At 71.4% G+C, this 24,918-nt stretch carries 20 protein-coding genes; 15 read left to right on the plus strand and 5 right to left on the minus strand.

What is annotated here, in order from left to right; translation table 11 throughout:
• Window positions 1-7: 7 nt before the first annotated feature.
• From ACZ5DC_RS37760 to ACZ5DC_RS37775, 4 genes are all read left to right on the plus strand, one after another.
• A complete protein-coding gene (locus tag ACZ5DC_RS37760; protein ID WP_468660535.1) occupies window positions 8-640 on the plus strand; it encodes a bifunctional 4-hydroxy-2-oxoglutarate aldolase/2-dehydro-3-deoxy-phosphogluconate aldolase in 633 nt (210 codons plus the stop codon).
• Complete coding sequence (locus tag ACZ5DC_RS37765) at window positions 637-1,557, plus strand: SMP-30/gluconolactonase/LRE family protein (protein WP_468660537.1); 921 nt, start codon at window positions 637-639, stop codon at window positions 1,555-1,557. The genes ACZ5DC_RS37760 and ACZ5DC_RS37765 overlap by 4 nt, the downstream gene beginning before the upstream one ends.
• The gene (locus ACZ5DC_RS37770) at window positions 1,554-2,618 is read left to right on the plus strand and encodes a sugar kinase (protein ID WP_468660539.1); all 1,065 of its coding nucleotides are present in this window, start codon (window positions 1,554-1,556) and stop codon (window positions 2,616-2,618) included. Before ACZ5DC_RS37765 ends, ACZ5DC_RS37770 begins: the two co-directional genes overlap by 4 nt.
• A 1,295-nt stretch (window positions 2,619-3,913) precedes the next feature.
• Complete coding sequence (locus ACZ5DC_RS37775; protein ID WP_468660541.1) at window positions 3,914-4,138, plus strand: hypothetical protein; 225 nt, start codon at window positions 3,914-3,916, stop codon at window positions 4,136-4,138.
• A 285-nt stretch (window positions 4,139-4,423) separates the two neighbouring features.
• On the opposite strand, the gene ACZ5DC_RS37780 is transcribed toward ACZ5DC_RS37775, so the two are convergent.
• The gene (locus tag ACZ5DC_RS37780; protein ID WP_468660543.1) at window positions 4,424-4,933 is read right to left on the minus strand and encodes a winged helix-turn-helix transcriptional regulator; all 510 of its coding nucleotides are present in this window, start codon (window positions 4,931-4,933) and stop codon (window positions 4,424-4,426) included.
• A gap of 277 nt (window positions 4,934-5,210) precedes the next feature.
• Here ACZ5DC_RS37780 and ACZ5DC_RS37785 point away from each other — a divergent pair, with 277 nt between their 5' ends.
• From ACZ5DC_RS37785 to ACZ5DC_RS37830, 10 genes are all read left to right on the plus strand, one after another.
• Window positions 5,211-5,624: an MFS transporter gene (locus tag ACZ5DC_RS37785; RefSeq protein ID WP_468660545.1), complete on the plus strand. Its 414-nt coding sequence runs from the start codon at window positions 5,211-5,213 to the stop codon at window positions 5,622-5,624.
• Window positions 5,621-6,235, plus strand: coding sequence for an NADPH-dependent FMN reductase (locus ACZ5DC_RS37790; protein ID WP_468660547.1), 615 nt, complete (start codon window positions 5,621-5,623; stop codon window positions 6,233-6,235). The genes ACZ5DC_RS37785 and ACZ5DC_RS37790 overlap by 4 nt, the downstream gene beginning before the upstream one ends.
• Before the next feature lie 502 nt (window positions 6,236-6,737).
• Complete coding sequence (locus ACZ5DC_RS37795) at window positions 6,738-8,657, plus strand: WD40 repeat domain-containing protein (protein ID WP_468660549.1); 1,920 nt, start codon at window positions 6,738-6,740, stop codon at window positions 8,655-8,657.
• Window positions 8,654-9,928, plus strand: a complete 1,275-nt coding sequence (locus ACZ5DC_RS37800; protein WP_468660551.1) for an MFS transporter — start codon at window positions 8,654-8,656, stop codon at window positions 9,926-9,928. The genes ACZ5DC_RS37795 and ACZ5DC_RS37800 overlap by 4 nt, the downstream gene beginning before the upstream one ends.
• Window positions 9,929-9,940: 12 nt before the next feature.
• On the plus strand, window positions 9,941-10,645 hold the full coding sequence (locus ACZ5DC_RS37805; protein ID WP_468660553.1) for a GTP cyclohydrolase II: 705 nt from the start codon (window positions 9,941-9,943) through the stop codon (window positions 10,643-10,645).
• On the plus strand, window positions 10,642-12,357 hold the full coding sequence (locus ACZ5DC_RS37810; protein ID WP_468660555.1) for a WD40 repeat domain-containing protein: 1,716 nt from the start codon (window positions 10,642-10,644) through the stop codon (window positions 12,355-12,357). Before ACZ5DC_RS37805 ends, ACZ5DC_RS37810 begins: the two co-directional genes overlap by 4 nt.
• Window positions 12,354-13,370, plus strand: coding sequence for a formylglycine-generating enzyme family protein (locus tag ACZ5DC_RS37815; RefSeq protein ID WP_468660557.1), 1,017 nt, complete (start codon window positions 12,354-12,356; stop codon window positions 13,368-13,370). Before ACZ5DC_RS37810 ends, ACZ5DC_RS37815 begins: the two co-directional genes overlap by 4 nt.
• 94 nt (window positions 13,371-13,464) lie before the next feature.
• Window positions 13,465-13,920 (plus strand): luciferase domain-containing protein, encoded by a 456-nt coding sequence (locus tag ACZ5DC_RS37820; RefSeq protein ID WP_468660559.1) that lies wholly within the window; start codon window positions 13,465-13,467, stop codon window positions 13,918-13,920.
• A 537-nt stretch (window positions 13,921-14,457) separates the two neighbouring features.
• Window positions 14,458-14,601 (plus strand): hypothetical protein, encoded by a 144-nt coding sequence (locus ACZ5DC_RS37825; protein ID WP_468660561.1) that lies wholly within the window; start codon window positions 14,458-14,460, stop codon window positions 14,599-14,601.
• A 34-nt stretch (window positions 14,602-14,635) separates the two neighbouring features.
• Window positions 14,636-15,271 carry a hypothetical protein gene (locus ACZ5DC_RS37830; protein WP_468660563.1) on the plus strand — a complete coding sequence of 212 codons (636 nt, stop codon included), beginning with the start codon at window positions 14,636-14,638 and terminating at the stop codon, window positions 15,269-15,271.
• Window positions 15,272-15,323: 52 nt separating this feature from the next.
• Here the strand turns inward: ACZ5DC_RS37830 and ACZ5DC_RS37835 are convergent, their stop codons facing one another.
• Window positions 15,324-18,359: an AfsR/SARP family transcriptional regulator gene (locus ACZ5DC_RS37835; protein WP_468660565.1), complete on the minus strand. Its 3,036-nt coding sequence runs from the start codon at window positions 18,357-18,359 to the stop codon at window positions 15,324-15,326.
• A 475-nt stretch (window positions 18,360-18,834) separates the two neighbouring features.
• Between ACZ5DC_RS37835 and ACZ5DC_RS37840 the strand changes: the two genes are divergently transcribed.
• On the plus strand, window positions 18,835-19,665 hold the full coding sequence (locus ACZ5DC_RS37840; protein ID WP_468660567.1) for a GNAT family N-acetyltransferase: 831 nt from the start codon (window positions 18,835-18,837) through the stop codon (window positions 19,663-19,665).
• A 615-nt stretch (window positions 19,666-20,280) separates the two neighbouring features.
• Here the strand turns inward: ACZ5DC_RS37840 and ACZ5DC_RS37845 are convergent.
• From ACZ5DC_RS37845 to ACZ5DC_RS37855, 3 genes are read right to left on the minus strand one after another with little or no spacing between them, the layout of a single operon-like run.
• Window positions 20,281-21,306, minus strand: a complete 1,026-nt coding sequence (locus ACZ5DC_RS37845; protein ID WP_468660569.1) for a JmjC domain-containing protein — start codon at window positions 21,304-21,306, stop codon at window positions 20,281-20,283.
• A 12-nt stretch (window positions 21,307-21,318) separates the two neighbouring features.
• Complete coding sequence (locus ACZ5DC_RS37850) at window positions 21,319-23,058, minus strand: ABC transporter ATP-binding protein (RefSeq protein ID WP_468660571.1); 1,740 nt, start codon at window positions 23,056-23,058, stop codon at window positions 21,319-21,321.
• The gene (locus ACZ5DC_RS37855; RefSeq protein ID WP_468660573.1) at window positions 23,055-24,824 is read right to left on the minus strand and encodes an ABC transporter transmembrane domain-containing protein; all 1,770 of its coding nucleotides are present in this window, start codon (window positions 24,822-24,824) and stop codon (window positions 23,055-23,057) included. Before ACZ5DC_RS37855 ends, ACZ5DC_RS37850 begins: the two co-directional genes overlap by 4 nt.
• Window positions 24,825-24,918: the final 94 nt, after the last annotated feature.

The following is a 24,918-nucleotide window of genomic DNA, read 5'->3' on the forward strand; positions in this document are numbered from 1 at the left end:
CCCGTTCGTGGATCTGCCCGCCGCCCTCGCGGCCCACCGTCTGCTGGCCATCGTCCGCGGACGCGACGCCGACGCCGCGCTGCGCACCGTACTGACCCTGGCCGAGGAGGGCATCGACCTCATAGAGGTGTCGCTCACCGGCACGGACGCCCTCACCGTCATCGCGCGGGCCCGGGAACTCCTCGGCCCCGACCGCGCCGTGGGCGCGGGCACCGTCCTGACCGCCGACGACGCGCGTGCCGCCCACCGCGCGGGAGCGGCGTTCGTGGTCACGCCCGGCCTGGGCGAAGCCGTACCCGCCGCACACGACCTGGGCCTGCCCACGCTCGCCGGTGTGTTCACCCCCACCGACGTGATCGCCGCCCGGAGCATGGGCGCGGTCGCGCTGAAGGTCTTCCCCATCGCCCAGGCCGGGGGGGCCGCGTATCTGAAGGCCCTGCGCGGCCCGTTCCCCGACGCCGCGTTCGTCCCCGTGGGCGGAGTCGACGAGGCTGTGGCCCGCGCCTGCCTCGCCGCGGGGGCGACGGCGGTCGGTGTCGGTTCCCCGCTCGTCGGCGACGCCGCCGACGGCGGCAGCGTCGACGCGCTCAGGACCCGCGCCCGCGCCTTCCGCACCGTCGTACGGGGGGTGGCGCCGTGACCGCGGAGCCCCGCCCCACCCGCCCCGACCGCCTTGAACTCGGTGAGGGCATCCGCTGGACCGGTACCGGTGTCGTCCTCGTGGACCTCCTCGCCGGTCGCCTCCTCGCGGCCCCGGACGACCCCACGGCCCCGCTGCGGACCGTCGCGCACCTCCCGGTTCCGCTGGGGGCGGTCGCCCCCGTGGCCGGTCTCCCGGGCACCTGGATCGCGGCTGCGGGAACCGGCGTCTGCCTCCTCCACCCCGACGGCGCCACCCGCTGGCTGGCCCGCCCGGAGGACGGCTCCGTACCGCGCAGGCGCATGAACGACGCCGCGGCCGACCCCTCGGGCCGGTTCTGGGCGGGCAGCATGGGCTACGACGCCGACGAGGACGCCGGTGCCCTCTACCGCGTCGACCACGACGGCACGGTCGAACGGGTCCTGGACGGCATCACCGTGCCCAACGGCCCGGTGTTCACCCCGGACGGGCGCTTGATGTACCTGGCCGACAGCGCCCGGGGCGTCGTCCGCCGCTACCCGGTCGACCCGCGGACCGCCCGGCTCGGCACCCCCGAGGTCTTCGTCACCGTGGACGACGGCAGCCCCGACGGGATGGCGATCGATGCGGAAGGCGCCGTGTGGATCGCCGTCTGGGGCAGTGGAACGGTACGCCGTCACCTTCCTGACGGCACGCTGGACCGCACCCTGCGGCTGCCCGCGAGCCGGCCGGCCGGCGTGTGCCTGGAAGGAGACGTCCTGCACATCACCACCGCCCGGCTGGGCCTCGACCCGGCCGGGCCGTACGACGGCGCCGTGTTCAGTGTCCGGGTCGAGGTGCCGGGCGGCCCGGCCTCGTCCTACCGGCCGACCGTCTCCGCCCTGCCGGTGACACCGGCGGAGGCCCGGGGCGAGGCATCCGGAAGGGGACCCGCATGACCGGAGCCGGCACGGAAACCGCGACGGGACAGCCGTGGCGCCCCGCCGCCGGGCACGTGGTGTGCGTCGGCGAGACGATGGCGGCCTTGGTGCCCGATCCGCCCGGACCGCTGGAGGGGGCCCGGCGGTTGGGACTGTCGGTGGCGGGCGCGGAGTCGAACGTGGCCATGTACCTGGCCGACCACGGCATCCCGGTCGCCTGGATCTCGGCCCTGGGGGACGATCCGCTGGGCAGACGCGTGCGCGCCACGGTGTCCGCCGCCGGGGTCGACGTCTCCCGCGTGCGCACCGACGCCCGGCACCCAACGGGTCTGCTGGTGAAGAACCCGGACCCCGCCACCGGCACGCGCGTGCACTACTACCGAGCGGGTTCGGCGGCTTCCACACTCGGTCCGGAACTGCTGGACGAGGAGTCCGTCCGCTCGGCGGCGCTGCTGCACTTCACCGGCATCACCCCGGCCCTGTCGCCCTCCTGCCGGGAACTGGTCACCAAGGCACTGACCACTCCCGTGGAGGCGCGCTCCCACGCGGTCAGCTTCGACGTCAACCACCGACCCGCTCTGTGGCCCGACGGCACCGCGGCCCCCGTGCTGCGCCGACTGGCCGACCGGGCGGATATCGTCTTCGTCGGCCTCGACGAGGCGCAGGGCCTGTGGGGCGAGGACCTGACGGTGACCGACGTACGGCACTTGCTCCCGCATCCCCGCATCCTCGTGGTCAAGGACGGCGCCCACGCCGCCACCGCCCTCACCGACCACGGCGTGTACGCCGTGCCGGCGCTACGGACGGCCGTGGTCGAACCCGTGGGCGCCGGCGACGCCTTCGCCGCGGGCTTCCTCGCGGGCCTGCTGAGGGGCCTCACGACGACGCGGGCGCTCAGACTGGGACACATCACGGCGGTGTCGGCGCTGCGGGTGACAGGGGACCACGGCCCATTGCCCGCCCCGGCCCACATCGAACGGCTCCTCGCCCTGCCGGGCCCGGAGTGGGAGGCAGCCGGCCTGATGCGGGAGGGAACTCCTCCCTGTACGGGGTACGCGCCAGGCGGAGCCGCCCGCTAACCGGCGCGCCGCCGCTGCCCCGGAGAAGACGGACGCACCGGCCCGCAACGCCCTGGCGGGCCTGCTGCACCGCGACATCACCGCCCCTGTCAGGCAGTCCTGGCACGCCTCCGGCTCCGTCGATCCGGACGAGGTCCGCGTCCTGGACGAGAGGGTCTTCCTGGGCCCGGTCCTCGAGATGGGCCCGCTCTTGGCCCGCACGGTCCTCGACGTCGCCGCGGCGGACGCCGCGGCCGGCCTGCCGCTCGCCGCCGGCACCCACGTCGCGGACGTGGGGGAGTGGTGCAGCGCTCACCTGCTTCAACGGACGCCCACGACTTCCTACGGTCGTTCTCATCCCTGGGAACCGAGCCTACGCGGGAGGCCGGCACAGATGGGCTCCATCCAGCATGTTCCACCTCCCGACGGTGTCACCGCCGGCTCGCCCTGCTGCGCTGCGGCGGCGTGTTCAGCGCCATCCGCCTCAGCGCCCACCTCATCCATGCCGCGGCCGCGACCGACGACCTCCACGCCGTCGACCGGTTCCTCCCCCAGGCCCTGCAGGACGGCCCGGTGCTCATGGACCAGGTGACCCGCCGCCACCATCTGGCAGTCCCGGGCCGTCGACGCCACCCACCCGGGCGGCGCCCGCAGATACTGGTGTGTGCGGATGGGCAGCCCCGGTGAGCTGGCCGAGCCGGGCCCCGTCTCACAGCCCGTCCAGCTGGGCCGCCCATCGGCTGAATCCCCGCCTGCTCGGGTGTGATGCGCGCCCGCCGGGTCCGCAGAAACTCTCGAAGATCAGCCTGAGGCCCACGCTCACTCATGAGCACCACGCTCTCCGCGCCACCACGGCACGCCGCTCAAGACCGAACCTCGCGGTTCGCTGGCCTGCGTCGCCGACGCCGCGTGGCGAAGGGCCTTTCCTCCTTAGTGCAGTGCAGCACGGGTGGTGCACCGCGAGGTGGTGCGGAACAAGTTCCCTCGCGGGACCGGCCCCGGCGGCTGCGGCCTGCACGGTGACAGCCGCCTGCACCTTCTCGGACACCTCGCGCCAGCAGCGCCACTGGGCCTCGTAGTCGTCGCCGGTCAGACCGGCGAGCTTCCGCGCGCTCTTCTTCAGCGGATCGCTCCAGTTTGATCAACTCATCGGGGACCTGGACCACGGCACGGATCGTCAGCGGCGCGCGCCGTGCGTCGTTGATCGCACTTACCGCCCGATCGGGTTGAGCCGCTGCCGGTTGCCGGGCGGGTCGTCTGTGGGAGCCGCTACGAAGATCACGGGCTGTCCGTGATCTTTCGAGAGGATCCCCCTCGTGCGCTTCTCCCGTACGGCTGCCGTGGTCGCCGTGTTCGCCGCCCTGATCGTCCCGACGACCGCGCACGCCGCCCCGGCCGCCACCGCGCCGGGGGACACCGTCACCCTGCCCCTCCAGGATGCCCTTGCCCGGCTGCCGGTGCGCAGCGAGGACCGCACCGGGTATGAGCGCACGAAGTCAGAAAGACCGGCGTCACACGAGAGCCGAAGACCTCACCTGTAGGCGGTGAACGGCGGCAGGGGCCCGCCCCACCTTCCAGGAGCATCCTGTGGCGAGCACCGCGGACGAGCCCGAGCGGCCCCACCGGACCGGACAGGCTCCCTCTGCGGACCCCTCCGTCACCCCCCGTCGCAGGTCCGACAACCCTCATGTCCCAAGGCATCCTCCTCACAGGAAGAACTCGACAGAGCCTCGGCGGAGGGAGCTGCTGCAAGCGCTGGGGATTTCCCGGAGGGCGACGCCCGCGCGAGGCCTCCGCTCGCGACCGGGCACGCGAAACCTGACCCCTCACGCCTGCCGCTCGCCCGCGTGGCCGGGTGAGCCCGCGACCGGCCCCGTCAGCGTCCAGCCCTCCGCGGTCACTTCTGCGTGCACCTCACCCTCGGTGACCGGCTCGCCGCAGTGGGTGCAGATCGGACGGGGGGTGAAGTCGTGGTCGTGGTGCCGTAGCTTCATCGGCGGGGAGGGCGTCAGCCAGCGGTCCCCCCAGCGCAGCAGTTCGCACATGACGCCGAGCAGGTCGCGGCCGGCCTCGGTGAGGTAGTAGCCGTCGTGGCGCGGCTCGTCGGGCAGCGGACGGCGCTCCAGGATGCCGTCGGCGACCAGGCTCTTGAGCCGGGCGGAAAGGCGATCGGTGGGAGCGCCGGTGTTCTTGGCGATCTGGCGGAAGCGGTGGTTGCCGAACGTGACCTCGCGGACGGCGAGCAGCGACCAGCGGTCGCCCACCGCCTGCAGGGCGGCGGCGATCGAGCAGGGGCGGCCGGGGATCTCGTACGGGTCGGTGCGTCGTGTGGTCATGATCCGAGTGTCGCGTGTGGACTTTGATTGCCAAAGCTTGGGCGATGCCGAGGCTCCCACATCCGTTGTGGTTCGAATCTCGAAACGCGTCGCGCTTCGCTGGTCCCATGAGCCCATCGGTTCGGTTTTAAGGAACATTGCTCGGCGTCGACCGTCATCCTCCTGGCGGTCTTCATGACGAACCTCGATCCGTGGATCGTCAACGTGGCGCTCCCGCCATGGACTCGTCCTTCGCCTCCTCCTCCGCCGGGCGGCCACGCTGGGCTCCTCGTCCTGGGTGCTCAACGCCTGCGCCATCGCCCTCGCGGCCCTCCTCGTCGTCGCGAGCCGCATAGGCGACCGGATCGGACAACGGCCGGTGTTCCTCACCGGCGTCACCGTCTTCGCCCTCGCCTCGTTCGCCTGCGCGCTGACACCGGACCTAGCGACCCTCGCGGCCGCCCGAGCCCTGCAAGCGGTCGGCGCCGCCGCCCGGTTGCCCACTCCTGTCGAACGTCCTGTGGTGCCGGGAGATCTGGCATCGGAGCGCCCTGCGCACCGGCGTGGCCGCAGCCTTCGGCAGGTGTGTGCACCCGTACCAGCCCGCCGGTATCGGATCGGGATCGCGTCGGGAACCCACTGCGGCACTCTGAGGTCATCGGAAGGCGGGGCCCGGTGGGGAACCGTCCGAAGGACAGGGAGTCCGGGGTGACCACGATCGTACTGATGTCGGGCAGTCTGCGGCGCGGCTCGGTGAACAGCACCGCCGTCGTGACGATCGGCCGGCTGCTGGCGCGGCGGGGTGCACAGGTGCGCACGCCGCTGCTGGATCTGCGGACTGTGCCGTACTACGACCAGGACCTCGACACGGCCGACGGCCCGCCCGCGGTGGTACGGGCGCGGCGGCTGCTCGGATCGGCGGACGCCCTGGTGATCAGCACCCCTTCCTACAACGGAGGTGCTCCAGGTGTCCTGAAGAACGCTCTGGACTGGCTTTCCCGGCCCTGGGGCGACAGTGCCCTGACCGGCTTGCCGACGGCGCTGATGAGTGCTTCACCCGGGCCCCGCGGTGCGGCGGACGCGCAGCCGGGACTGCGGGTGAACCTCGAACGCTCCGGAGCGGTCCTCATCGACCACCGGCCCCTGGCGCTCGGGGACGCTGAAGCCGTGCCGCGTACGGGTCAGGGGTTCACCGATCCGTCGGTCCTGGCCCTGCTGGAGGAACTGGCCGACGCCGTATGGGCGGCACGGCGCGGCGCGGCCGACGCCGAAGTGATCCGCCCGGCCGGTGACGGTGGGCTGCACCCCGCAGGCGTCGCCTGAGACCTCCGCTCCCGGCGCGGTGCCGTGATGCGCCGCGTCCTTCACAGACTTGCCCCCGTGCATGGTGCCTACAAGGTACGCGTCGGTGGCAGGAACGCCCGTCCGGCCATGGACGGCACTTCGCTTCGGCTCCACGCCACGTGGAGCCCGGATTCAGGAAAGGGGGTGCCCCTCATGACGAAGCTCGTCCGCCGCGTGACCCGCCCCGCCATCTGAGGCGCCCTGTCAGTTCCCCAGCCATGAGGTACGAATGCGAAGGAGGTGCAGTCCCATGACGAAGCTCGTCCGCCGTGTGACCCGCCCCGCCATCTGAGGCGTCCTCACCCTGTAGCGCTGTGAGGAATCGCCCCCTGGGGCCGGGGTCACCCCAGCCCCGGGGGGCACGTCCACGTTCATGCGGCGCGGCTCGTGACCCGCCGGCGCGTTCTTCTTTCTTGCTTCTCATTTCCTTGCTCACTTTGTGTTGCCGCTTCAGCCCGTCCGACAGGAGTGGAGTCTCACCATGGAGATCCCCGAGATCCCCGAACGGATCACACGGATCGTCAGCCTGCCCGGCCGCGGGCTCTTGGCCTGTGACGTCCGAGGCGGCCTGCACCGCCTCGACCACGACCTGACCCTGCGCCGGTCGTCCGGTCTGCCCGCCGTGGCGCAGGACCCGGCCGGCTGCCCGGTGTACGGCGTCGCCCTCGCCGGCGACTGGATCATCACCCGGGACAAGACCGGCACCATCTGCCGCTGGCACGCCGACACGCTGCGCCTGGCCGACCGCCTGGACGCCCGCGCCACCGCCGACCGCTCCCTGCTGCTGGAGGGCGAACAGCCGTCTCCCACGATGCTGCGCGGCATCGGCGTGTGGAACGGCAAGGCGTACGTGGACAACGGGTACTTCCAGGTCGCCGTACTGGACGTCGAGACCTTCGCCGTCGAGCGCATCGTCCCCTGGCCCCACGGCTACGAGATGCTCGAATGGTTTTGCACCGACGCCCCGGGCGTACACGCCGTCGCCGACCGGCACGGGTGCGTGCACCTCGGCTCGCTGGAGGAGTTGTCGTTCCCCACCACGGTGCGCATCGACACCTCCAACGTGCACCGCGTCGTCTACGACGCCCGGCACCACCGCTTCTGGGCCATCGGCGACGCCGGCATCGGTGACACCCGCAACGTCTCCAACGGCGTGGTCACCATCGGGCTCGACGGCACGGTCGACCAGCGCATGCACTTCGCCCGCAACGACGTCGAAGGACTCGTCTTCTCACCGGACTTCGCCACCGCCTACATCGGCGGCTTCGACGGGGAACTGCTCCTGTTCGACAACACCACCCCCGAACTGACCGTCCGCAAGCGGGTCACCGGCTTCAGCCACCAGATCATCGACGTCACCATCGACGAGGAGGGGCGCGTCTACACCCTCACCCAGGACGGCGAGATCACGGCGCTGTCCCCGGAGGGCGAGATGCTGCACCGGCTCGACTACTCCCGCCAGTGCGTGTGGGATCTGCGTCCGCTGCCCGGCGACCCCGCCACCGTCCTGGCCGCCACCGACGACGGAACCGCCGTGGTGCGCCTTGAGACCCGCGGCGACCACGCCCGGCTGGACCTGGTCGAGGAGTATCACGGCGCGCCGGGCTTCGCCCGCCGGGCCGAGCCGTGTGGCGACGACCGTGTGGCGATCTTCTGGCCCGACACGGTGCGCCGGTTCACCCCCGACGGCACCACCGTGTGGGAGGCCCGCCTGCCCGGCATCGTCCACACCGTATCGGTCTCGCCGGACCACGGCCGTGTCCTGGTGGCCTGCAATGCCGGCGGCTTCGAGTTCGACGCGGCCACCGGCCGGCAGCTGCTGCACGTGGACGGGCTGCCCGCGAGCGCGTGGGCGTCGGCCTATCTGCCGGACGGCCGGCGGGTGCTGGGCTGCCGTACCGGCCGGCTCGCGGCCTACGACGAGAGCGGTCGCGTCTCCTGGGAGACGGAACTGGAGAGCTACCCCAAGCGACTGCTGGCCGACGGCGACCGGCTGCGCGTCACCGGGGGCGGCGGCGTCAAGGAACTGGTCGTCGGCGAGGACAAGCCGCGGCAGCAGTTTGTGGAACTGCTCGACAACACGGCCGAGAACTGCGCGCTGATCGACGGCACGATGTGCGTGGTCACCTACGGCATGCAGATCGCCGCATACGACCACGACAGCGGCGAACTGCTCGCCCTGCACGAGGACCTGCCCGACTTCCCCAAGGGGATGACCGCGCTGCGCGGCGACGACGGCCGGGCGTACGTGGTGGTCGGCGGCCGGGGCGGCTATCTGCGCCTGTACCGGCTGGACCGGAGCGGCGAGGGTCCGGTGCTGACCGTGCTGCGCGACCTGTGGCTGCCGCGCTCCTGCGGCGCCCGTCCCTTCCCCGCCGCGGCCGGCGCGGCCCGGCCGTGACCACGGCCGGCCGGGTGCGCGCCGGGCGCGGCACCGCCCGCGGCGACGAGGTGGTGGAGCCCTCCCCGTTCACCGAGCGCCCCTTCCTCGTCTTCGCCGCCGGGAACGCCGTCAACAACGTCGGCGAGGCCCTCTACGCGACCGCGCTGCCGCTGCTGGCGTACCGGCTGACCGGGTCGCTGACGGTGATGGCGTGGCTGGCCGCCGCCGTGCCGATGAGCATGCTCCTCGCCCCCTGGTTCGGCTCGGTGGCCGACCGGCGCGGCACGTCGGGCCTCGTCCTGTACGGGCTGCTCGCGCAGGCGTCGGCGGCCCTGGCGATGAACCTGCTGCTGTGGAAGGGCCATCTGCAGACCTGGACGCTGTTCGTGTGTGCCCTGGTGGTGGCGGCCGGCGGGGTCGCCTACCGGACCGGCTGGATGACGGACGTACCCATGATGTTCCCGCGCTGCCCGGCGCGGGCCCGCGGCACCCTCAACAGCCTGTTCCTCGCCACCACCCTGGCCGGGCCGGTCCTGGTCGCGGCGACCCTGCCGTGGCTCGGCTACCTGGGCGTGCTGTGGCTGAACCTGCCGACGTTCTTCGCACCGCTGGCGGTGTGGGCGGTGGGCGTGCGCCCGCTGCGCCGCGCCGCCGCGGGCGCCGGGCGGCGCGAACCGGCGGGACTGCGCAAGGTCTGGCACGACGTCACCGCCGACCGGCGCATCGCCGTCACGCTCGTCCTGCAGATGGTGCTGGAAGCCGTCTGCGGCACCGGCCTGACGTCGCTGGTCCTCTTCGAACTGCGCCACTCCTGGCGGTTGTCCGGGCAGCAGGCCGGCTGGGTCGTCGCCGCCGTCAACCTGAGCCTGCTGACCGGCAACCTGCTCGTCTCGCAGCGCCGACGGCTACGCCCCACAACGCTGCTGCCCGTGGCCCTCGCCGCCCGCGCGGTGTCCCTGGCCCTGCTGGCGTTGCCGGTGTGGCCGCTGTTCCTCACCGCACTGGTCCTCGGAGCCGTCGCCCAGGGCGCGCTGCTGGCCGCCGTGGTCATGCTGCGGGTGCGCTACCTGCCGCAGGCCGTCATGGGCCGTGCCTCGGGCCTGATGTGGCTTTTGACCGGATCCGCCGCGCTGCTGTCCCCTGTTGTGATCCCCCCGCTCGACCATGTTGCGGGCCCGCACGCCACGTTCCTGGCGCTCGGCGCCGTCTCGTCGGTGGTGATGGTCCACCTCTACCGCGCCCGCACCGCCTGGACCCCGACGAACCCGGCGACGACCGAGCCGGCCTAGGAGGAGGAAGACATGCCCCACATATCCGGCGACACCCGCACCACCGGCCTCCGGGCCCCCTCCGCGCCCGCCCTGCGGCACCGCGACGGCGCCGGTGACCCGCCGCCGCGGGCGGAGGTGCGCCAGAGCGTGCGTATCCCCCTCTACCCGGCGACGGGAGAGCCGATCACCGCCCGAGTCATGACCTTCCGCGGACTGGTGGACGGGCGTGAGCACCTGGCGCTGCGCCTGGGGACCGTCCAGGACGGCGTGCCGCTGGTGCGGGTGCACTCCGAGTGCCTGACCGGCGACGTGTTCGGCTCCGCCCGCTGCGACTGCGGCCCCCAGCTGCGCGAGGCCCTGCGCATGATCGACACCACCGGCGGGCTGCTGCTGTACCTGCGTCAGGAAGGGCGCGGCATCGGCCTGTACAACAAGCTCGACGCGTACGGATTGCAGGACCGCGGCCTGGACACCTACGAGGCCAACCGGGCCCTGGGACTGGGCGAGGACATGCGCGACTACGCGGCGGCCGCGCAGATGCTGCTCGCTGTGGGCCACGAAGAGATCGACCTGCTCACCAACAACCCCAACAAGTGCGAGCAGCTGCGCCGTTACGGCATCCGGGTGCGGCGCACCGTCGCCACGGGCGTCTTCGTCAATCCGCACAACACCGGCTACCTGACGGCGAAGGTCGCCCGCACCTCGCACACCATCCGACTGGAGGAGTCAGCGTGATACGCCATCACGGGCCGATCAGCGGCGTCGCGGCCTTCGGCGGCGCGTACGTGGCCACGGCCGGCTACGACAACCAGGTCATCCTGTGGGACGTGGCGGCACGGGTGCCGCTCGCCCGCGCGGTCCACGACCACCTGGCCAACCAGGTCGCCTTCAGCCCCGACGGGACGCTGCTGTTGACCTCGTCGAGCGACTACACCGCCCGGCTGTGGTCGGTGCCCGACCTGAAGCTGCGGGCCGTCCTGAGCGACCACAAGGACGACGTGGAGATGTCCGTCTTCCACCCCACCCGGGACCTGGTCGCCACCGCCTCCCGGGATCATCTGGTGCGGGTGTACGACCTCACGGGCACGCTGGTGGCCCGGTTCGAGGGACACACTGCCGACGTCATCTCCGTCGCCTGGCTGGGGGAGGGCGACGAGCTGCTGACCTCCAGCGACGACGGCACCGTCAAGCGCTGGTCCCTGGCGGCCGGCGGCATGGTCGGCGAGGTCGACCTCGGCGGTGTGGAGACCGACACCATCGCGATCACCCGGGCCGGCGTGGTCTACGCGGGCAATGACGACGGCGAGATCATCACCATCGCCGACGGCCGCACCGGCAAGGCGCCCGCCCACGAGGCCGGCATCAAGCGTCTGGTGTACAACGCGGCCACGGAGTCCCTGGTCAGCCTCAGCTACGACCGCACCCTGCGGGTGTGGGACGCCTCCGACGCGGAGGCCGGGCTCCGGCTCACGCACACCGCCGAGTTCCCCGCCGAGGTGTGGGCCCGCTCGTGCGCCTTCCTCGACGACTCCACGCTCGTCTTCGGCACCTTCGGCTCGTCCTACGCCGTGTACAGCGTCACCGACGGCACGTGGGACCTGACGGCAGTGGAGCCCACCGCGTGTGTCAACGCCGTCGTCACCACCGCCGATGGCGCGGTCTGGACGACCGGCGACGCCGGAATCGTATGGGTCGACGGACAGCAGCGCGCCGCCACCGCAAGCCTGTGCAACTTCCTCGTGGAGGTCGGCGACCGTGTCCTGACCGGCGGCCAGCTCGGCCGGGTCTTCGACGCCCGCGACGGCCGCGTCCTGCACCAGCACCGCTCACCGCTGAACTGCGCGGCCGCCTTCGCCCGCGACGGCGTGCCGCACGTGGTGGTCGGCGCCTACACGGGAGAGGGCCTGGTGTTCGCCGTCCGCGAGGGACAGGACCCCGAGCACGTCGCGACGCTGCCGCTGCACACCAACGCGGTCAAGGGCGTCGCGGTCTGCGGTGACACGCTGTTCGCCGTGTGCGCGGACGCCTCGGTGTCCTGGTTCTCCCTGGAGACGTTCACCGAGACCGGCCGCGTCGACGAGGCCCACGCGCGCATCGTGAACGGCTGCGCCCCGCTGTCGGGCGGCCGCTTCGCCAGCGTCAGCCGGGACCTGACCCTGCGGATCTGGGACGGCCGCACCAGCCGCACCGTGCCCACGCCGCACGACCACTCCGTCAAGTGCGTCGCCGCCTCCACGGACGGCCGCCTGGTGGCGACGGGATCGTACGCGGGCACGGTGGCCGTGTACGACGTGACCACCGGCAACTGGCCGCACGTATGGCGGCCCACCACGGCGGGCATCTCCAGCCTGCACTACGACGCCGCCCGCGGCCGGTTCCTCGCCTCCTCCTACGACGGCCGGGTCTACCCGCTCCAGCCGCAGCCGGAGCCGGAGCCCGCGCCATGACCACGGCCGACACCCTCGCGGTCAACCCCAACGAGCTGGACGACCGCACGGCGATGGGGCTGCCCGCGGCCTTCACCGACCGCGTCGACCAGGACCGGCTGCGGCAGCTGACCCGCTCGCTCGCGGGCAAGGACCCGCGGGAGCTGGCCGCGCGGGTGGCCGACCCGGAGGCCGACTGGCTGCTCCGGCTGGCCGCGGGCCAACTCCTCGCCCTGCTGGGCGATCCCCGCATCGACCCGGCGGCACCGGCGATGGCGGACGTCCCGGCCGCCCGGGTGCGGCTGGGCCTGGCGGCCGACCGGGTCGACGCCGTCGCCGCCGCCTGGCGGCACGTGGGCGTCACGCGCGCGTGGATCGCGAAGGAGGCACCGGAGTACGACGCCGACATCGCCGCCTTCCGCATCGCCCGCTACCCCGTCACCAACGAGGAGTACCGGCTGTTCCTGACCGAGAACCCGGAGGCCGGGCTGCCCACCTCCTGGCGCTTCGGCGTGTACCCCGCTCACTTGGCGAACCATCCGGTGTGGAGCGTGTCCCCGCAGGACGCCGACGCGTACGCGGCCTGGCTCGCCCGCCGCACCGGGCGGCTCTTCAGGCTGCCGACCGAGGCGGAATGGGAGTACGCGGCCTCGGGCGGTGACGGGCGGGCCTACCCGTGGGGCGAGGAGCCCGGCGAGGACCTGGCCAACACCGTGGAGTACGGGCCTCTGGCCACCACCCCGGTCGGAATGTACCCGGCAGGACGCAGCCCGTTCGGCGTGTACGACATGGCCGGCAACGTCGAGGAGTACGTCGCCGACGACTACCGCCCCTACCCGGGCGGTCAGTACGTCGACGACGACCTGCACGCGGACACCGACGCCACCTACCGGGTGGCCCGCGGTGGCAGCTTCACCCGCTACGCCGACCTCGCCCGCTGCCGCCGCCGGCACGGCTGGTACCGGCGCGACATCTACGCCATGGGCTTCCGCCTCGCCGAAACGCCGCCCGCCCCGGGCGTCGCGGCGGGGTGAGGAGCGTGAGCCGCCATCCGTGTCCGGTGCCGCGCAGGACGGCGATCCGCAGGGTGTCGCCGTGACCGGCAGCCGGACGGGAAGGTGAGCGGGCATGCCTCTGCCGTTACGCCGGGGCGCCGCCCCGCTGGTCGTGACCGGTGATCCGGTGGAGCAGCTGACCGACCCGGCACCGGTCGCGCTCAGACAGCGGCTCGTCGACGCCGTCGCCGCACTCGACGGGGTCCGCACGGGTCCCTCGTACGTCTGCGTACGGGGGACCTGCGCGTTCCATCTCGCGCCGGTCCTCGCCCATGGGCCGGCCGAGGCGTTCCTGGCCGGTTCGGAGTTCGGGCACGTGCATCCGCCGTACGACGGGAGCGTGCACCTGATGCTGCCCGGCCGGTGGGCGCGGTGGGCGGTCGCGGCGGGGTGGGGCGTGACCGTCGTACCGCGCGGTTCGCTGCTGGTCTACGGCCCGCGTGACGATGAGGAGTCAGCCGTCGTCGAACTCCTTCTGGCACAGGCGTACTTGTTCGCACGCGGGCAGGCGTGCCACCTGCCGCCCTGACTCAGCTCCGGTGGTGGGGCAGAGCCCGGTGCCGGTCGTCGGGGGTCGGTTCGGTTCATGCCGGCGGTGAAGACAGGCACGCGTTCGCCCACGTAGACGGGCAGGAGTTGCGGCGCCGAAGGCACCGGACATCCGCGCGGTGAGCTCGAGGAAGCCGTCGTCGTCGGTGACGGCGCCGAGGACGCGGCCGTCCTCGGCCTGCCAGAGACCGCGGGTAACAGCCGGAGGTCGCCGGTTTTGGCCCACCGCCTGCGCACACGGCCGGCTGCTGCTGCCGCAGACGTACGGCCAAGCGATCGATTCCCGCTTCCCTGGAGAACGCCGCCACTGCCCGCAGACAGGCCGCCTCGACCTCGCCGTGATGGCTGACGATGTCCTTCGTACCGGTGCAGGAACCGCGTTCATCGCGGTCGGACACCGTCAGCCAGGGACTCTGGTCCGCCGGGTAACCGGGCGGTATCGGACCGGGATGTCGTCGGGATCAGTCGGTTGCACGGTGGTGGCACATCGAGAACGGGCCGATGAAAGGAACGCGACATGCGGTGGTTGGGACGTGGAGCACTGGCCGTGCTCATGGCGGCGGTGATCGGCTGGGCGGGTGCCACGGCGGGATCCGCCGGCGCGCACACCGTCGACGGACGCAGCCTGGTCCTGGCCACCGATGTCGGCCCCACTCGCTGACAGCCGTCGTGCCCCGCGCCGGGAGGAGACCGTGATGACGGTGCACCAACAGCGGTTTCCGCTGGTTCTCCTGCCGGGACCGGACACCCCGGTGGCGGAGGTGAGCGGTCTGGTCCGTGCCCTGCCCGCCGCCCTCCGGCCGGTCGTGCTGCGCCCCGGCACAGGGGCGCCCACCTCGCCCGGCCTGCCGGAGGTCCTCGCCCGTCAGGCACGCGACGCGGGCGTGTGCGGCCCCTTCGCGGTGCACGGCTGGGGAACCGGCGCCCATCTGGGCCTCGCGCTGGCAGGGGTGTTCGAGCGGGCCCTCGGGCACGCCGTCTGCACCACCCTGTTCGTGTCGGACGCGGCCGCCCCCGGCCGTGCCACGACGTCGCCGGTCCCGGACGACGTACGTCGCACGGTCACCGAGAGTCCACTCGTGGTCTGCACCGACCGGACGTCGGAGCGGTTCGACGGGTCCGCTCTGCAAGCGTGGTGCCGCCACTCCACGTCCGGCACGGAGTTCGTCACGCTGCCGTCGAGCCCGCGGGCGGCCCGTGCGGCAGCCCTGTCCCGGCTGATCGCCGCACGGCTGCTCCCGGCCGCGGGCCGCCCGTCCGCGGCACGGGCGGCCCGGACGGCGACGGCGCACGTGCCCGGCGGTGACGCCGTGGCCGGCTCCGCGCCCTGACCGGCCAGATCCGTCACCGCCCGCCCGCTTCCGGCCGCCGCGCCCTGACGCGTCACACCCAGGGCCCGGCGGCCGGGTCCATTTCCGGCCTCGTGCCCAGCGCCATCGCTGCGGCGTGCTCCTGCGCCGCCAGGACGTGTCCGTCGGCGGCGGTCCCGTCGCCCAGGGCACGCAGTGACCGGGCCAGCCCCTGGTGCGCCCGGACCATCTCCGTGCGCAGCCCGATGCCCGTGGCCCGCTCCAGCGCGGCCCGGTGGCGGTCCACGGACCGCCGGTGCTCCCCGCGCGCACCGTCGATCCGGCCCAGCACGTTCTCGGCCGCGGCCTGTCTGGCCTGCGAGCCGTGGCCGCGGGCCAGGTCCAGCGCGTTCACCGCGTGCTCGTGAGCCGTGTCCGGGCGTCCCGACCGCAGTTCCGCCTCGGCCAGGTTGCACAGCACCAGCGAGGTCAGCGCCGGCGCGCGCAGCGGTTCGCACAGCGTCCGCGCCCGGTCGAGGCACTCGGCCGCCGCATCGAGCCGTTCCAGGCCGAGATGGGCGAGCGACAGATTGGCCAACGCGGTCACCTCGATCCCCGCGTCACCTGTGTCGCGGGCCAGTGCGGCGGCTCGCTGTCCGGCCTGCACGGCCTCTTGCAGACGCCCCATGCGCTCCCTGGCGAAGCACAGGTTGGCCAGGGCCTGCGCCTCCTCCCGGGCGGAGCCGAGCGCGCGATGCGCCTCGCTTGCACGCGCCAGGTATCCGACGGCCTCCCGCAGGCGTCCGACGCTGGTGCACAGCACACCGAGCCGGCTCAGGCAGGCCGCCTCGGTGCGGGGGTCTTCCAGGCCGGCGGCGATCTCCAGCGCCTCCTCGGCCGAGGCGATGCCCTCCTGGAACAGGTCACGATGCCACTGGGCGACCGCCTGGTTGATCAACGATACGCACAGCAGCTCCGGATCGCCCTCCTTGCGGGCGCTGGCCACGGCCAGCCGTGCCGTGTGCTCGAAATCGGAGAAGTGGTTCTGGGCATGCAGATGGAAGCCGACGCCGCGACTGAGCCACGCGGCGTGCCGGTGCAGGCCGTGCTGGTCGGCGAGATGGACGACCGCCACAACGTTTCGCCACTCCTGGGCGAACCACCGCTGCGCCTCCTCGGGCCGCAGGGCCGGTGCCGCCGCTGCCTCGGTCGGCGGGGCGCAGCCGTAGCGCACCCGTCCGGGAAACAGGGCGTCGCACGCGCGTTCCAGGTCGGTCACCATGCGGGCGGCCAGTCGCCGCACCGCCGCGGAGCGCTGTGGGGTGTCGTCGGCCGGCAGGGTGAGGGCGAAGCTGTGCACCAGGTCGTGGAAGGAGTACCGGCCGAACTCGAACTCCTGCAGCAGATGCACGTCCAGCAGGTACTCCAGGACCCGCTCGGCGCTGTGCGGATCGGTGTCCAGGAGGGCGGCGGCGACCGACACCGCGAAGTCGACTCCCGGATACAGGCTCAACAGCCGGAAGTGGGCGCGGTGTTCGGGTTTCATGGCGTCGTACGACATCCGCAGGGCCGTGGCGACGCTCCGGTCCCCGGACTCCAGTTCGCCCATGATGCGGGAGTCGTCGCCGAGCCGTTCGGTCAGGTGGCGCAGCGTCCAGTGGGGACGCTTGCGCAGGCGGGCGGCGGACACCCGCAGGGCGAGCGGAAGCCGGCCGCACAGCTGGACCAGGTGCGCCGCGGCGTCCGGTTCGGCGGCCACCCGGTCGGCGCCGAGGATGCTGCGCACCATCTCGACACCGTCCTCCTCGGACAGCAGCCCCAGGGAAAGCGCTTCGGCGCCCTCCAGTTCGGGCAGCCGGACCCGGCTGGTGATCAGGACCAGACTGCCGGGGGAGGCGGGCAGGAGCGGGCGTACCTGTGCCGCGTCGACGGCGTTGTCGAGGACCAGCAGCAGCCGTCGGCGGGCGCTGGTGACCCGCCACAGTGCCACACGGCTGAGCACGTCGTCGGGCACGGAATTACCGGGCACCCCCATCGCCCGCAGCAGTACGCCGAGCGCCGTCGCCGGGGAGAGGGGTTCCTCGCCGGGGGTGAAGCCGCGGAGGTCGACGTAGAGCTGCCCGTCGGGATAGGCGTCGGCGAGGCGGTGTGCCGCGTGCACGACCAAGGCCGTCTTGCCGCTTCCGCCCATGCCGTCGACGAGCAGGATGTGCGGGCTGGTGCGGTCGCCAGTGGGGGACGACGCGGTGACGAGTCGCTGGATCTCCTCATGGCGGCCGGTGAAGTCGGCGAGGTCGTACGGCAGTGTGCAGGGGAGGGTCCCGGTGACCGCGAAGGGCGGCCCGGCGGTGTCGCGGGCGACCAGTGGGGCGTCCAGCTCGGGATCGGCGCGCAGGATCTGCTCGTACAGGGCGGCCAGTTTGGGGCCGGGGTCGATGCCTAGCTCCTCCGCCAGCGAGGTCCGCAGCCGCGTGTACTCCTCCAGCGCCTCCGCCTGTCGTCCGGCGCGGTAGAGGGCGAGCAGCAGGTGGCCGCGCAGCACTTCCCGGTAGGGGTGCGCGGTGACGGCCTCGCGCAGTTCACCGATGAGCCCGCTCGACTCACCGAGTTCGAGACGCAGTTCGAAGCACTGCTCGGTGGCGGTCAGGCGCTTCTCGTCCCACGCGGCCGCGGCGGCGTCGATGAGGGAGCCTCCCGTGCCGCCGAGGATGGGGCCACGCCAGGCGTCCAGTCCGGCTTTCAACTGCATGACAGCGTTTTCGAGAAGGCCCTCGGCGCGGGCTTCCTGCGCGCGCCGCATCCGGATGTCGAACATCCGCAGATCCCACTGACCGTCTTCGAGCATCACGCGGTAGCCAGGCGGCGCGGTGACGATGAACTCGTGCCCGGACGGTATCCGCCGGCGCAGATCGGCGACCGCCTTGCGGACCTGGTGGACCGCCGTGGGCGGCGGCTCCTCCTCCCAGACCGCCTCGACCAGCCGCGAGACGGGAACGATCCGTCCCGCCTCAAGCAGCAGCATGGCGAGTACGCGTTCGTTGATAGGGCCACCAGGTCTGATCCGCCGGTCTCCCGCCCAGATCTCGAGGGGGCCGAGTACGTGGAAGCGCACATGAAGGGTGGAGTGCATGGCCGGTGCTCCAACTTACGGTAGGTGCCACTGATTCCCCCGCAGGCCAGGTGCCTCATATGTCCGAACTGATTGCCCGTTGAACATGCTTACCTTTCCACGCCCCTGCCTCGGCCATGCACCGAAACCAGGCGGGGCGCACCTTGGGCGATGACCGGGATCATGGAAACCAACCGCCCTGCCACTTAATGACGTTGGGCCGGTCCCGACCTCGGAGCAGCGGTCCGCCGTCGACCGGTCGAGCCCTTGTCGCGCTCGACGAGGCCATCGGGCAGGCCAACCGGGCCGACACCCGCGTGGCGCGCGCCCGGCACCGGGCCCCGCAGCCTCCTTCTGGCATGGCCGCAGCCTCCCGCCACGCGCTGACCCCCAACTGCCTCCGGGTACGAACGCCCCGACCTGGGCGCTTCGTTCGGCCAGGCCGTCGCCACCGGCGTTACCGAAGGAGAACGCCGCCGAAAGCGCGCTGCACCTGGTGGCCAGCCAGAGCGGCGACGCCGTCCATCCGGGCCTGCCCGCCCTCGTCCGCCGGCTGTACAGCGGCGACATCACGGCCGTGTACCAGGATCCGCACTGGCTGCCGGCATGGGCCCGGCACCTGCCGGCCTCCTGTGAGCCGCCGATAGTGGCGGCCGAGGTCGGCGGGCGGCCCGTTGCGGCTCTCGCCCTGGCCCGCGAGGCGGACCGCACCGGGTGCACGCGCCTCACACCGCTGTCCTGGCCCGCGTGTGAACAGTTCCGGCCCGTCGGCGAGAGCGAGGAAGCGATGAGCGTCCTGGTCCGGCCCCTGCCCGGTCTTGCCGACGACGTACTGGTCGCCGACCTGGCAGCAGACTCCCCTCTGGACCGGCAGGCATACAGCCGGTGGGGCGATCCGCAGACGCAGACCCTCTGCGCCACGGTGCCGCTGCCGGTGGACCTGGCCGGCCTGTCCCGCTCGACCCGGCGGGACCACACACGCCGCCGCAAGGCCGTGGAGGCACTGGGCGACCGCGTCGGATACCACCGCACCCGCACGGCGTCCGAACTCCTGGCCGCCTACGACGTGCTGGAGATCTTGTCCCGCCGCCGCAACGCCCTACGGGCCCCCGCCGCCGGGACAGCCGACCTCGCACGGCCCTGGAGACCGGTTCTCGCCCAGCGCGCTCCCCTCGCGTTCGTCGCCCCCCTGACCCTGGACGCCCGTCCCGTCGCGGCTCAGCTGTGCCTGAGGTGCGGGGACCGCGTCTGGTCACAGCGATGGATCCCGCACAGCGCGACCTGGCGCCGGGACACGCCCTGCTGCACAGGCTGTGCGAGGACCTGACGGACGAGGGGTGCACCCTGATCGACCTCGGCGGCACGACAGCCGAGGACGGCCAGCGCGCCTACAAGGCGCCTTCGTGTGGGTGTGACCACCACCCACACCCACACAGCCCCTCCGAACGGCCACCCCCTCGCGCGACAGCCCGCCGCAACAGCTCACCTGATAGCGGTGGCCCCGCGCTGATCATGGGGAGATTCAGAGAGCGCCATCACCCTTGACGCCGTCGTCGACCACGCAGCACACCGCGCCGAGTATCAGGCGGTGACAGTACCCCTCCGGCCGCCCGCCCCGGCCCTCCAGCCAGGCCGGAACCGGCAGCACCGCCCGGATGACCTGCCACTCCGCCTCCGGCGTGTCGGAGGCATAACACGCCGTATGGTCCGGCCGGTCTGCCGCATTGCCGAACCTGAGCGCGAGGCAGTCACACGATGGGGACGGAGTGTTGGACTCCACGCACACGAGCGCGAAAGACTGCGGCAACAGGACCTCCTGGTGCCTGGTTTGGTTCGCACCCCCTAGCTACCAAGAGGCTCTGCTGCGCCGACTCTCGCGCGATCACCGATGAGGAACCCAGCTCAACCAGACCAGCCCCATGATCGATAAGCGGATGGCGTCTCAGGACCGGTCGACCGAAGGCTGATTGGTGGGCCCAGGTTCGACCATGCCCGGAGGCTGCCGGACTACGCCGCACGTGGTGGTGTCTGCAAGCTTGCTCAGGGACAGTCCCGTGCGCGGTCCGGGACGCTGCCCGCACTGTGCCCGGCGCGCGGCGCGGACCAGGTCCTCGGAGGTGAGCTCATGGAATCTCGCTCGGACCAGGTCGAGCATCGATGCGGCAGTGTGAGCGATCGCATTGTCCCCGAGGGGGCGCTGCACCAGCTTCCGGAGATCTCCGATGATCTCCTGTTGCAGCGCCCGGTAGAGGTCCTGCACCGCGACGTCGCGGATGGTGAGCGACAGGTGGGCGGACAGCGTGTCGTCGCTGGTGGCACGGTGGGCGAACGCCCGTGGAATGTACAGGACCTCTCCCGCACGGAGAGTGGTGTGGAGCAACAGCGGTGGATTGTCGTCCTCGGCCACCTTGTCCGGTGTCCAGTCGCCCTCGGGACCCCCGTGTACGTACCAGGTCTTGCTCCCGGACACCTGCACGACGAACACGTCTGCATCGTCCCGGTGCAGTGAGAGTCCCTGACTGAGAGGGGGCGTTACGAAGAAGAATGCCTCTACGAGTCGCCCCAGATCTTCGATCAGCTCGGCCACGAGATCGCGGGTAGCCCCGTGCCACTGGTCAACGTTGCGCAGCAGCAGTGTGTGGCCGGTCTCCAGCATCGACGCTATCTTGCGCTCGTCTGCATAGCCGTCATATGCGGTCTGGGCGATCGTGCGCGACGAGCTGTAGGACCGCGGATCGATTCGTTGGCCGGCGCGGGCCATCTCGAAATGGGGCACGCGCAGCATCCCGGTCGCCAGAGCGCTGTCGATGTCCCGGAGTCCGAAGGGGGAGGCCGCTTGGGGATCCGGGCGGTACACCCGAGGGCGCGTTTGCCAAGAGTCCGAGACGAAGCCGGACCAGTCCCCCACCCACCGGGCGAGTGAGCTGGAATTTCGGTGTGTCATGTCCATTCCTTTCGTGTCCGACATGGCATCGGCTCCTCATGTCCAACTTCTCCACAAGTCGGCGTAGGCGCCGCCCGCATCAAGCAGTTCCTGATGCGAGCCGGTTTCGATGATCCGGCCGGCTTCGACGACGGCCACCCGATCCGCGTGACGCGCGGTGTGCAGATCGTGAGCGATGGCTATGACGGTCCTGCCCTTGAGTGCCCGCACAAGGTCACGCTCGAGTTGGGCGGCGGTTCGCGGGTTGAGCGACGCTGTCGCCTCATCGAGGATGAGCACTGCCGGATCGATCAGCAGCAATCGGGCCAGTGTCAGTTGCTGCGCCTGCGCGGCACTCAGGTTTTCGCCTCCGCTGCCTATACGGGTCTCGAGCCCGTTCGTCAGGGATCGCGCCCACTCGGCCAGCCCCACGTACCCCAGAGTGCTCCACAACAGTTCGTCAGAGGCGTCGCTCGCTGCCAGGCGGAGATTCTCGCCCAGGGTCGCTGCGAAGACGTAATGGTTCTGTGGGACGAGAACCATTGCTTTGCGCAGGTCCTCGGGGGGGATTTCGTTCAGCGGAACGCCGCCCAGGGTGATCGACCCTTCGCCCGGGTGGAGCTCTCCGGCGAGCAGTTGGCCGAGCGTCGACTTGCCGGCACCGGACGGCCCGACGATAGCCAGTCGTTCGCCCGGCTGGACCACCAGATCGACTCCGCGGAGTACGTCCCTGCCCTCGCTGTAGGCGAAGCGCACGTCCCGGACGGCGAGTTCGGGTGGGTTGCGCAAGGCGAGGGAAGCAGTCGGTCGATCTGCTGATGTCCAGGCCACCCCAAGCAGCCGTGCGAGTGACGCACCGCTGGACTGGAGGGTGTCCAGCCAGTCCAAAAGCGATTCGAGGGCGGTGGTGAGTTGCCGGATGTAGAGGATCACGGCAATGACATCGGCGAGATTGGCCCACCCCCGGCTGTGGGCAAGCCCACCGAGCAGCAACGCGGCGGCGACCGGAAGCAGGAAGAGGAATTCTTGCAGCGGGAAGAGGACGGATTTCAGTCGCAGGGTGTATCGCACTGCGGCGTAGGACGTGGCGATGACCTTGTCTGCCGTCTCGGCTCGCTGACGCTGCAGTCCGTAGGCGTCAATGGTCGACGCCCCCATCACAGTGGCGGTCAGGTTCTCGTTGATTTCGGCGTAGGCGGCCGCTTCGCGCAGGTATCCAGCCGGGGCGCGGCGCAGATACCAGCGCGAGACCAGAACAATCGGTGGGAGCGAGATGAGCAGGGCGAGCGCTGGCAGCGGGGCGGTGATCACTGCCGCGCCCGCGGTGAACAGGATGGTCACTGCCGACACAGCGATCTGCGGTATCGCCATCTGTGCGGCCTGCCGCAGGGAGTCGACATCGCGCGAGACGCGGGTGACCAGGTCGCCCTGGCCCGCACCCTCGACGGCGACTGCCGGCAACGCAAGCACCCGGCTCGCGAATTCTTCGCGTAGTTCCGCCATGAGGACGGCGCCGAAGCGGCCTGCGGCGCCGAAGGCATAGTAGGTGAGCACCGTCTGGGCGAGGAACGAGCAGGCCAGAGCCGTGATGAGCAGGTTGAGCCGTTGTCCCGTGGCGTTGTGTCGAGCACTCTCCACGATAGCGCCGATGAGGCGTGGACCGGCCAGTCCGGTCAGGGTGGCCAGCACGTACAGAGCCAGGTTGACTGCGATGTGCCGGACGTGACGGGCCATCAAAGCGCTGAGAAAGCGACGGACGGTCTGCCCGTCTGCCACCGGAAGCTGCGAAGGACTCATATGCCGCTCTTCATGGCCTCGCCACGCGTCACCAGGGCGCGATAGGCCGGAACGAGGGACAGCAGTTCTCGGTGTGTTCCGACCGCCTTGACCTGCCCGCTTTCCATGTAGGCGACCTGATGGGCTTGGTCGAGCAGCGGGGTGCTGGACGTGAAGACCACCGTCGTTGGGCACAGGGTGGAGGTGTCCGGCACACGCTCGCGTCCGCCTGGGACTCGGTGCAGCCCGGCGAGATTCCTCGCGATACGAATTTCGGTGTGAGCGTCCAGTGCATTGGTCGGATCGACGAGCACGGTGACAGGGGCCTTCCTGAGCAGGGCCCGGGCCAGACGCAGGCGTTGCGACTGACCGCTCGAGAACGTCCGCCCGTCGTCGGTGATCACCGTGTCCAGGCCGTCGGGCAGCACGGTGAGGACATCCTCGAGACTGGCGGTTCGGACGGCTTGCATGATCTCCTCGGCATTCTCGATGCCCTCCGGCGCCAGGACGTCACGCAGCGCTCCGCCGAACAGCCTGTCGTCGTTGCGTGCCAGCAGCACGCGAGAACGGAGTTCGGCGACGGGGAACGAGCGAAGAGGCCGGCCGTCGAGCGCGGGTTCGCCACTGTCCTCCAGGCGCGCCAGCCGTAGCGGCAGTGCCGCCGCGTCTTTGTCATCCGCGCAGGCCACCGCGTAGAGCGAGCCGGTGGGGATGGCCAGTCCCGAAGTGCGGTCCGTCAGGCCGACCACGGACTCCGCTCCGGCAGCCGGTCTTGTGATCGGCGCAGCAGGCTCGAGGAGTTGCTGCACCTCCGGTTCGAGGCTGAGCACGTGCACCACACGGCGGGCCGCGACCAGTCCTTGGGTGATACGGGCGACAGCGTTCACCACGGTGGTCAGCGGCGTCGAGAGGAAGGCTGCGTAGCTGGTGAACGCGAGGACCTGGCCGACGGTCAGCTGGCCGGAGAGGGCTTGGCGCGCGGCGACGAAGGTCACTGCCGTGATGAGGACGCCGGGGAGCAGTACTTGCGACGCGTACAGTCCCGCCTCGGTCCGGGCCACGGAGGTGTCCGCGTCCCGAAGCTCCGCCGAATCACGGCGGAGGCGTGCCAGGAACGTCTGCTCGGCCCCGATGCCGCGCAGGACGCGCAGTCCCGAGCCGAGGTCGAGTGTACGGCCGGTGAGCTGACCCTGGATGATTCGGTAACGCTGCTGTCGACGGTGCAGGGGCCTCAGCAGAAGGCTGGCCAGAGCGCTCAGCGCCGGAACGGCCAGGAGGACCGAAAGTCCCAGTGACAGGGACGTTCTCAACATCATGACCACGGCGACAACGGTCGCGACAGCAGATCCCGCAAGCCGTGGTGTGACGGACAGCGCGCTTCCGATCCGGGCCATGTCCGATGTGCCGATTGCGACTACATTGCCCGCTTCAGTGTGCCTCGGGAGGGTTGCCCCCAGCCGACCGACCTGCCTGACGACGGTTCTCAGGGTCAGATATCCACTGACTGAATGGGTGATCAGCGCGTTGCGGTACAGCAGGACGGTCGAGACAGCGATGACGGCCGCGAGCAAAAGGATGGTGAGGGACCAGCGAACCAGAGCAGAGGTGTCATGACCCACGACGCCTGTGTCGATGGCCCTTCCGATCGCTGTGGCGAGCAGCACCCGCGAGACCAGCCACAGCGTGCCGAAGAGTATTCCGAGCGCGAGGGTGGCCTTCTGGCGGCACGCCAGCCACAGCAGATACTTGCCCGCCGACGAGGATTTGTCGCGGAGAGGGCGGAACATGGGTCTGGATCCAATTCCTTGAGCAGGTCTGGCAGGGTGTTTGTGGATCTGCTGTCCCTGTAAGGCCGAGCGGAGTCCGTCGCGACGCAGCGGT

This window comes from Streptomyces sp. NPDC031445 (assembly GCF_055581365.1).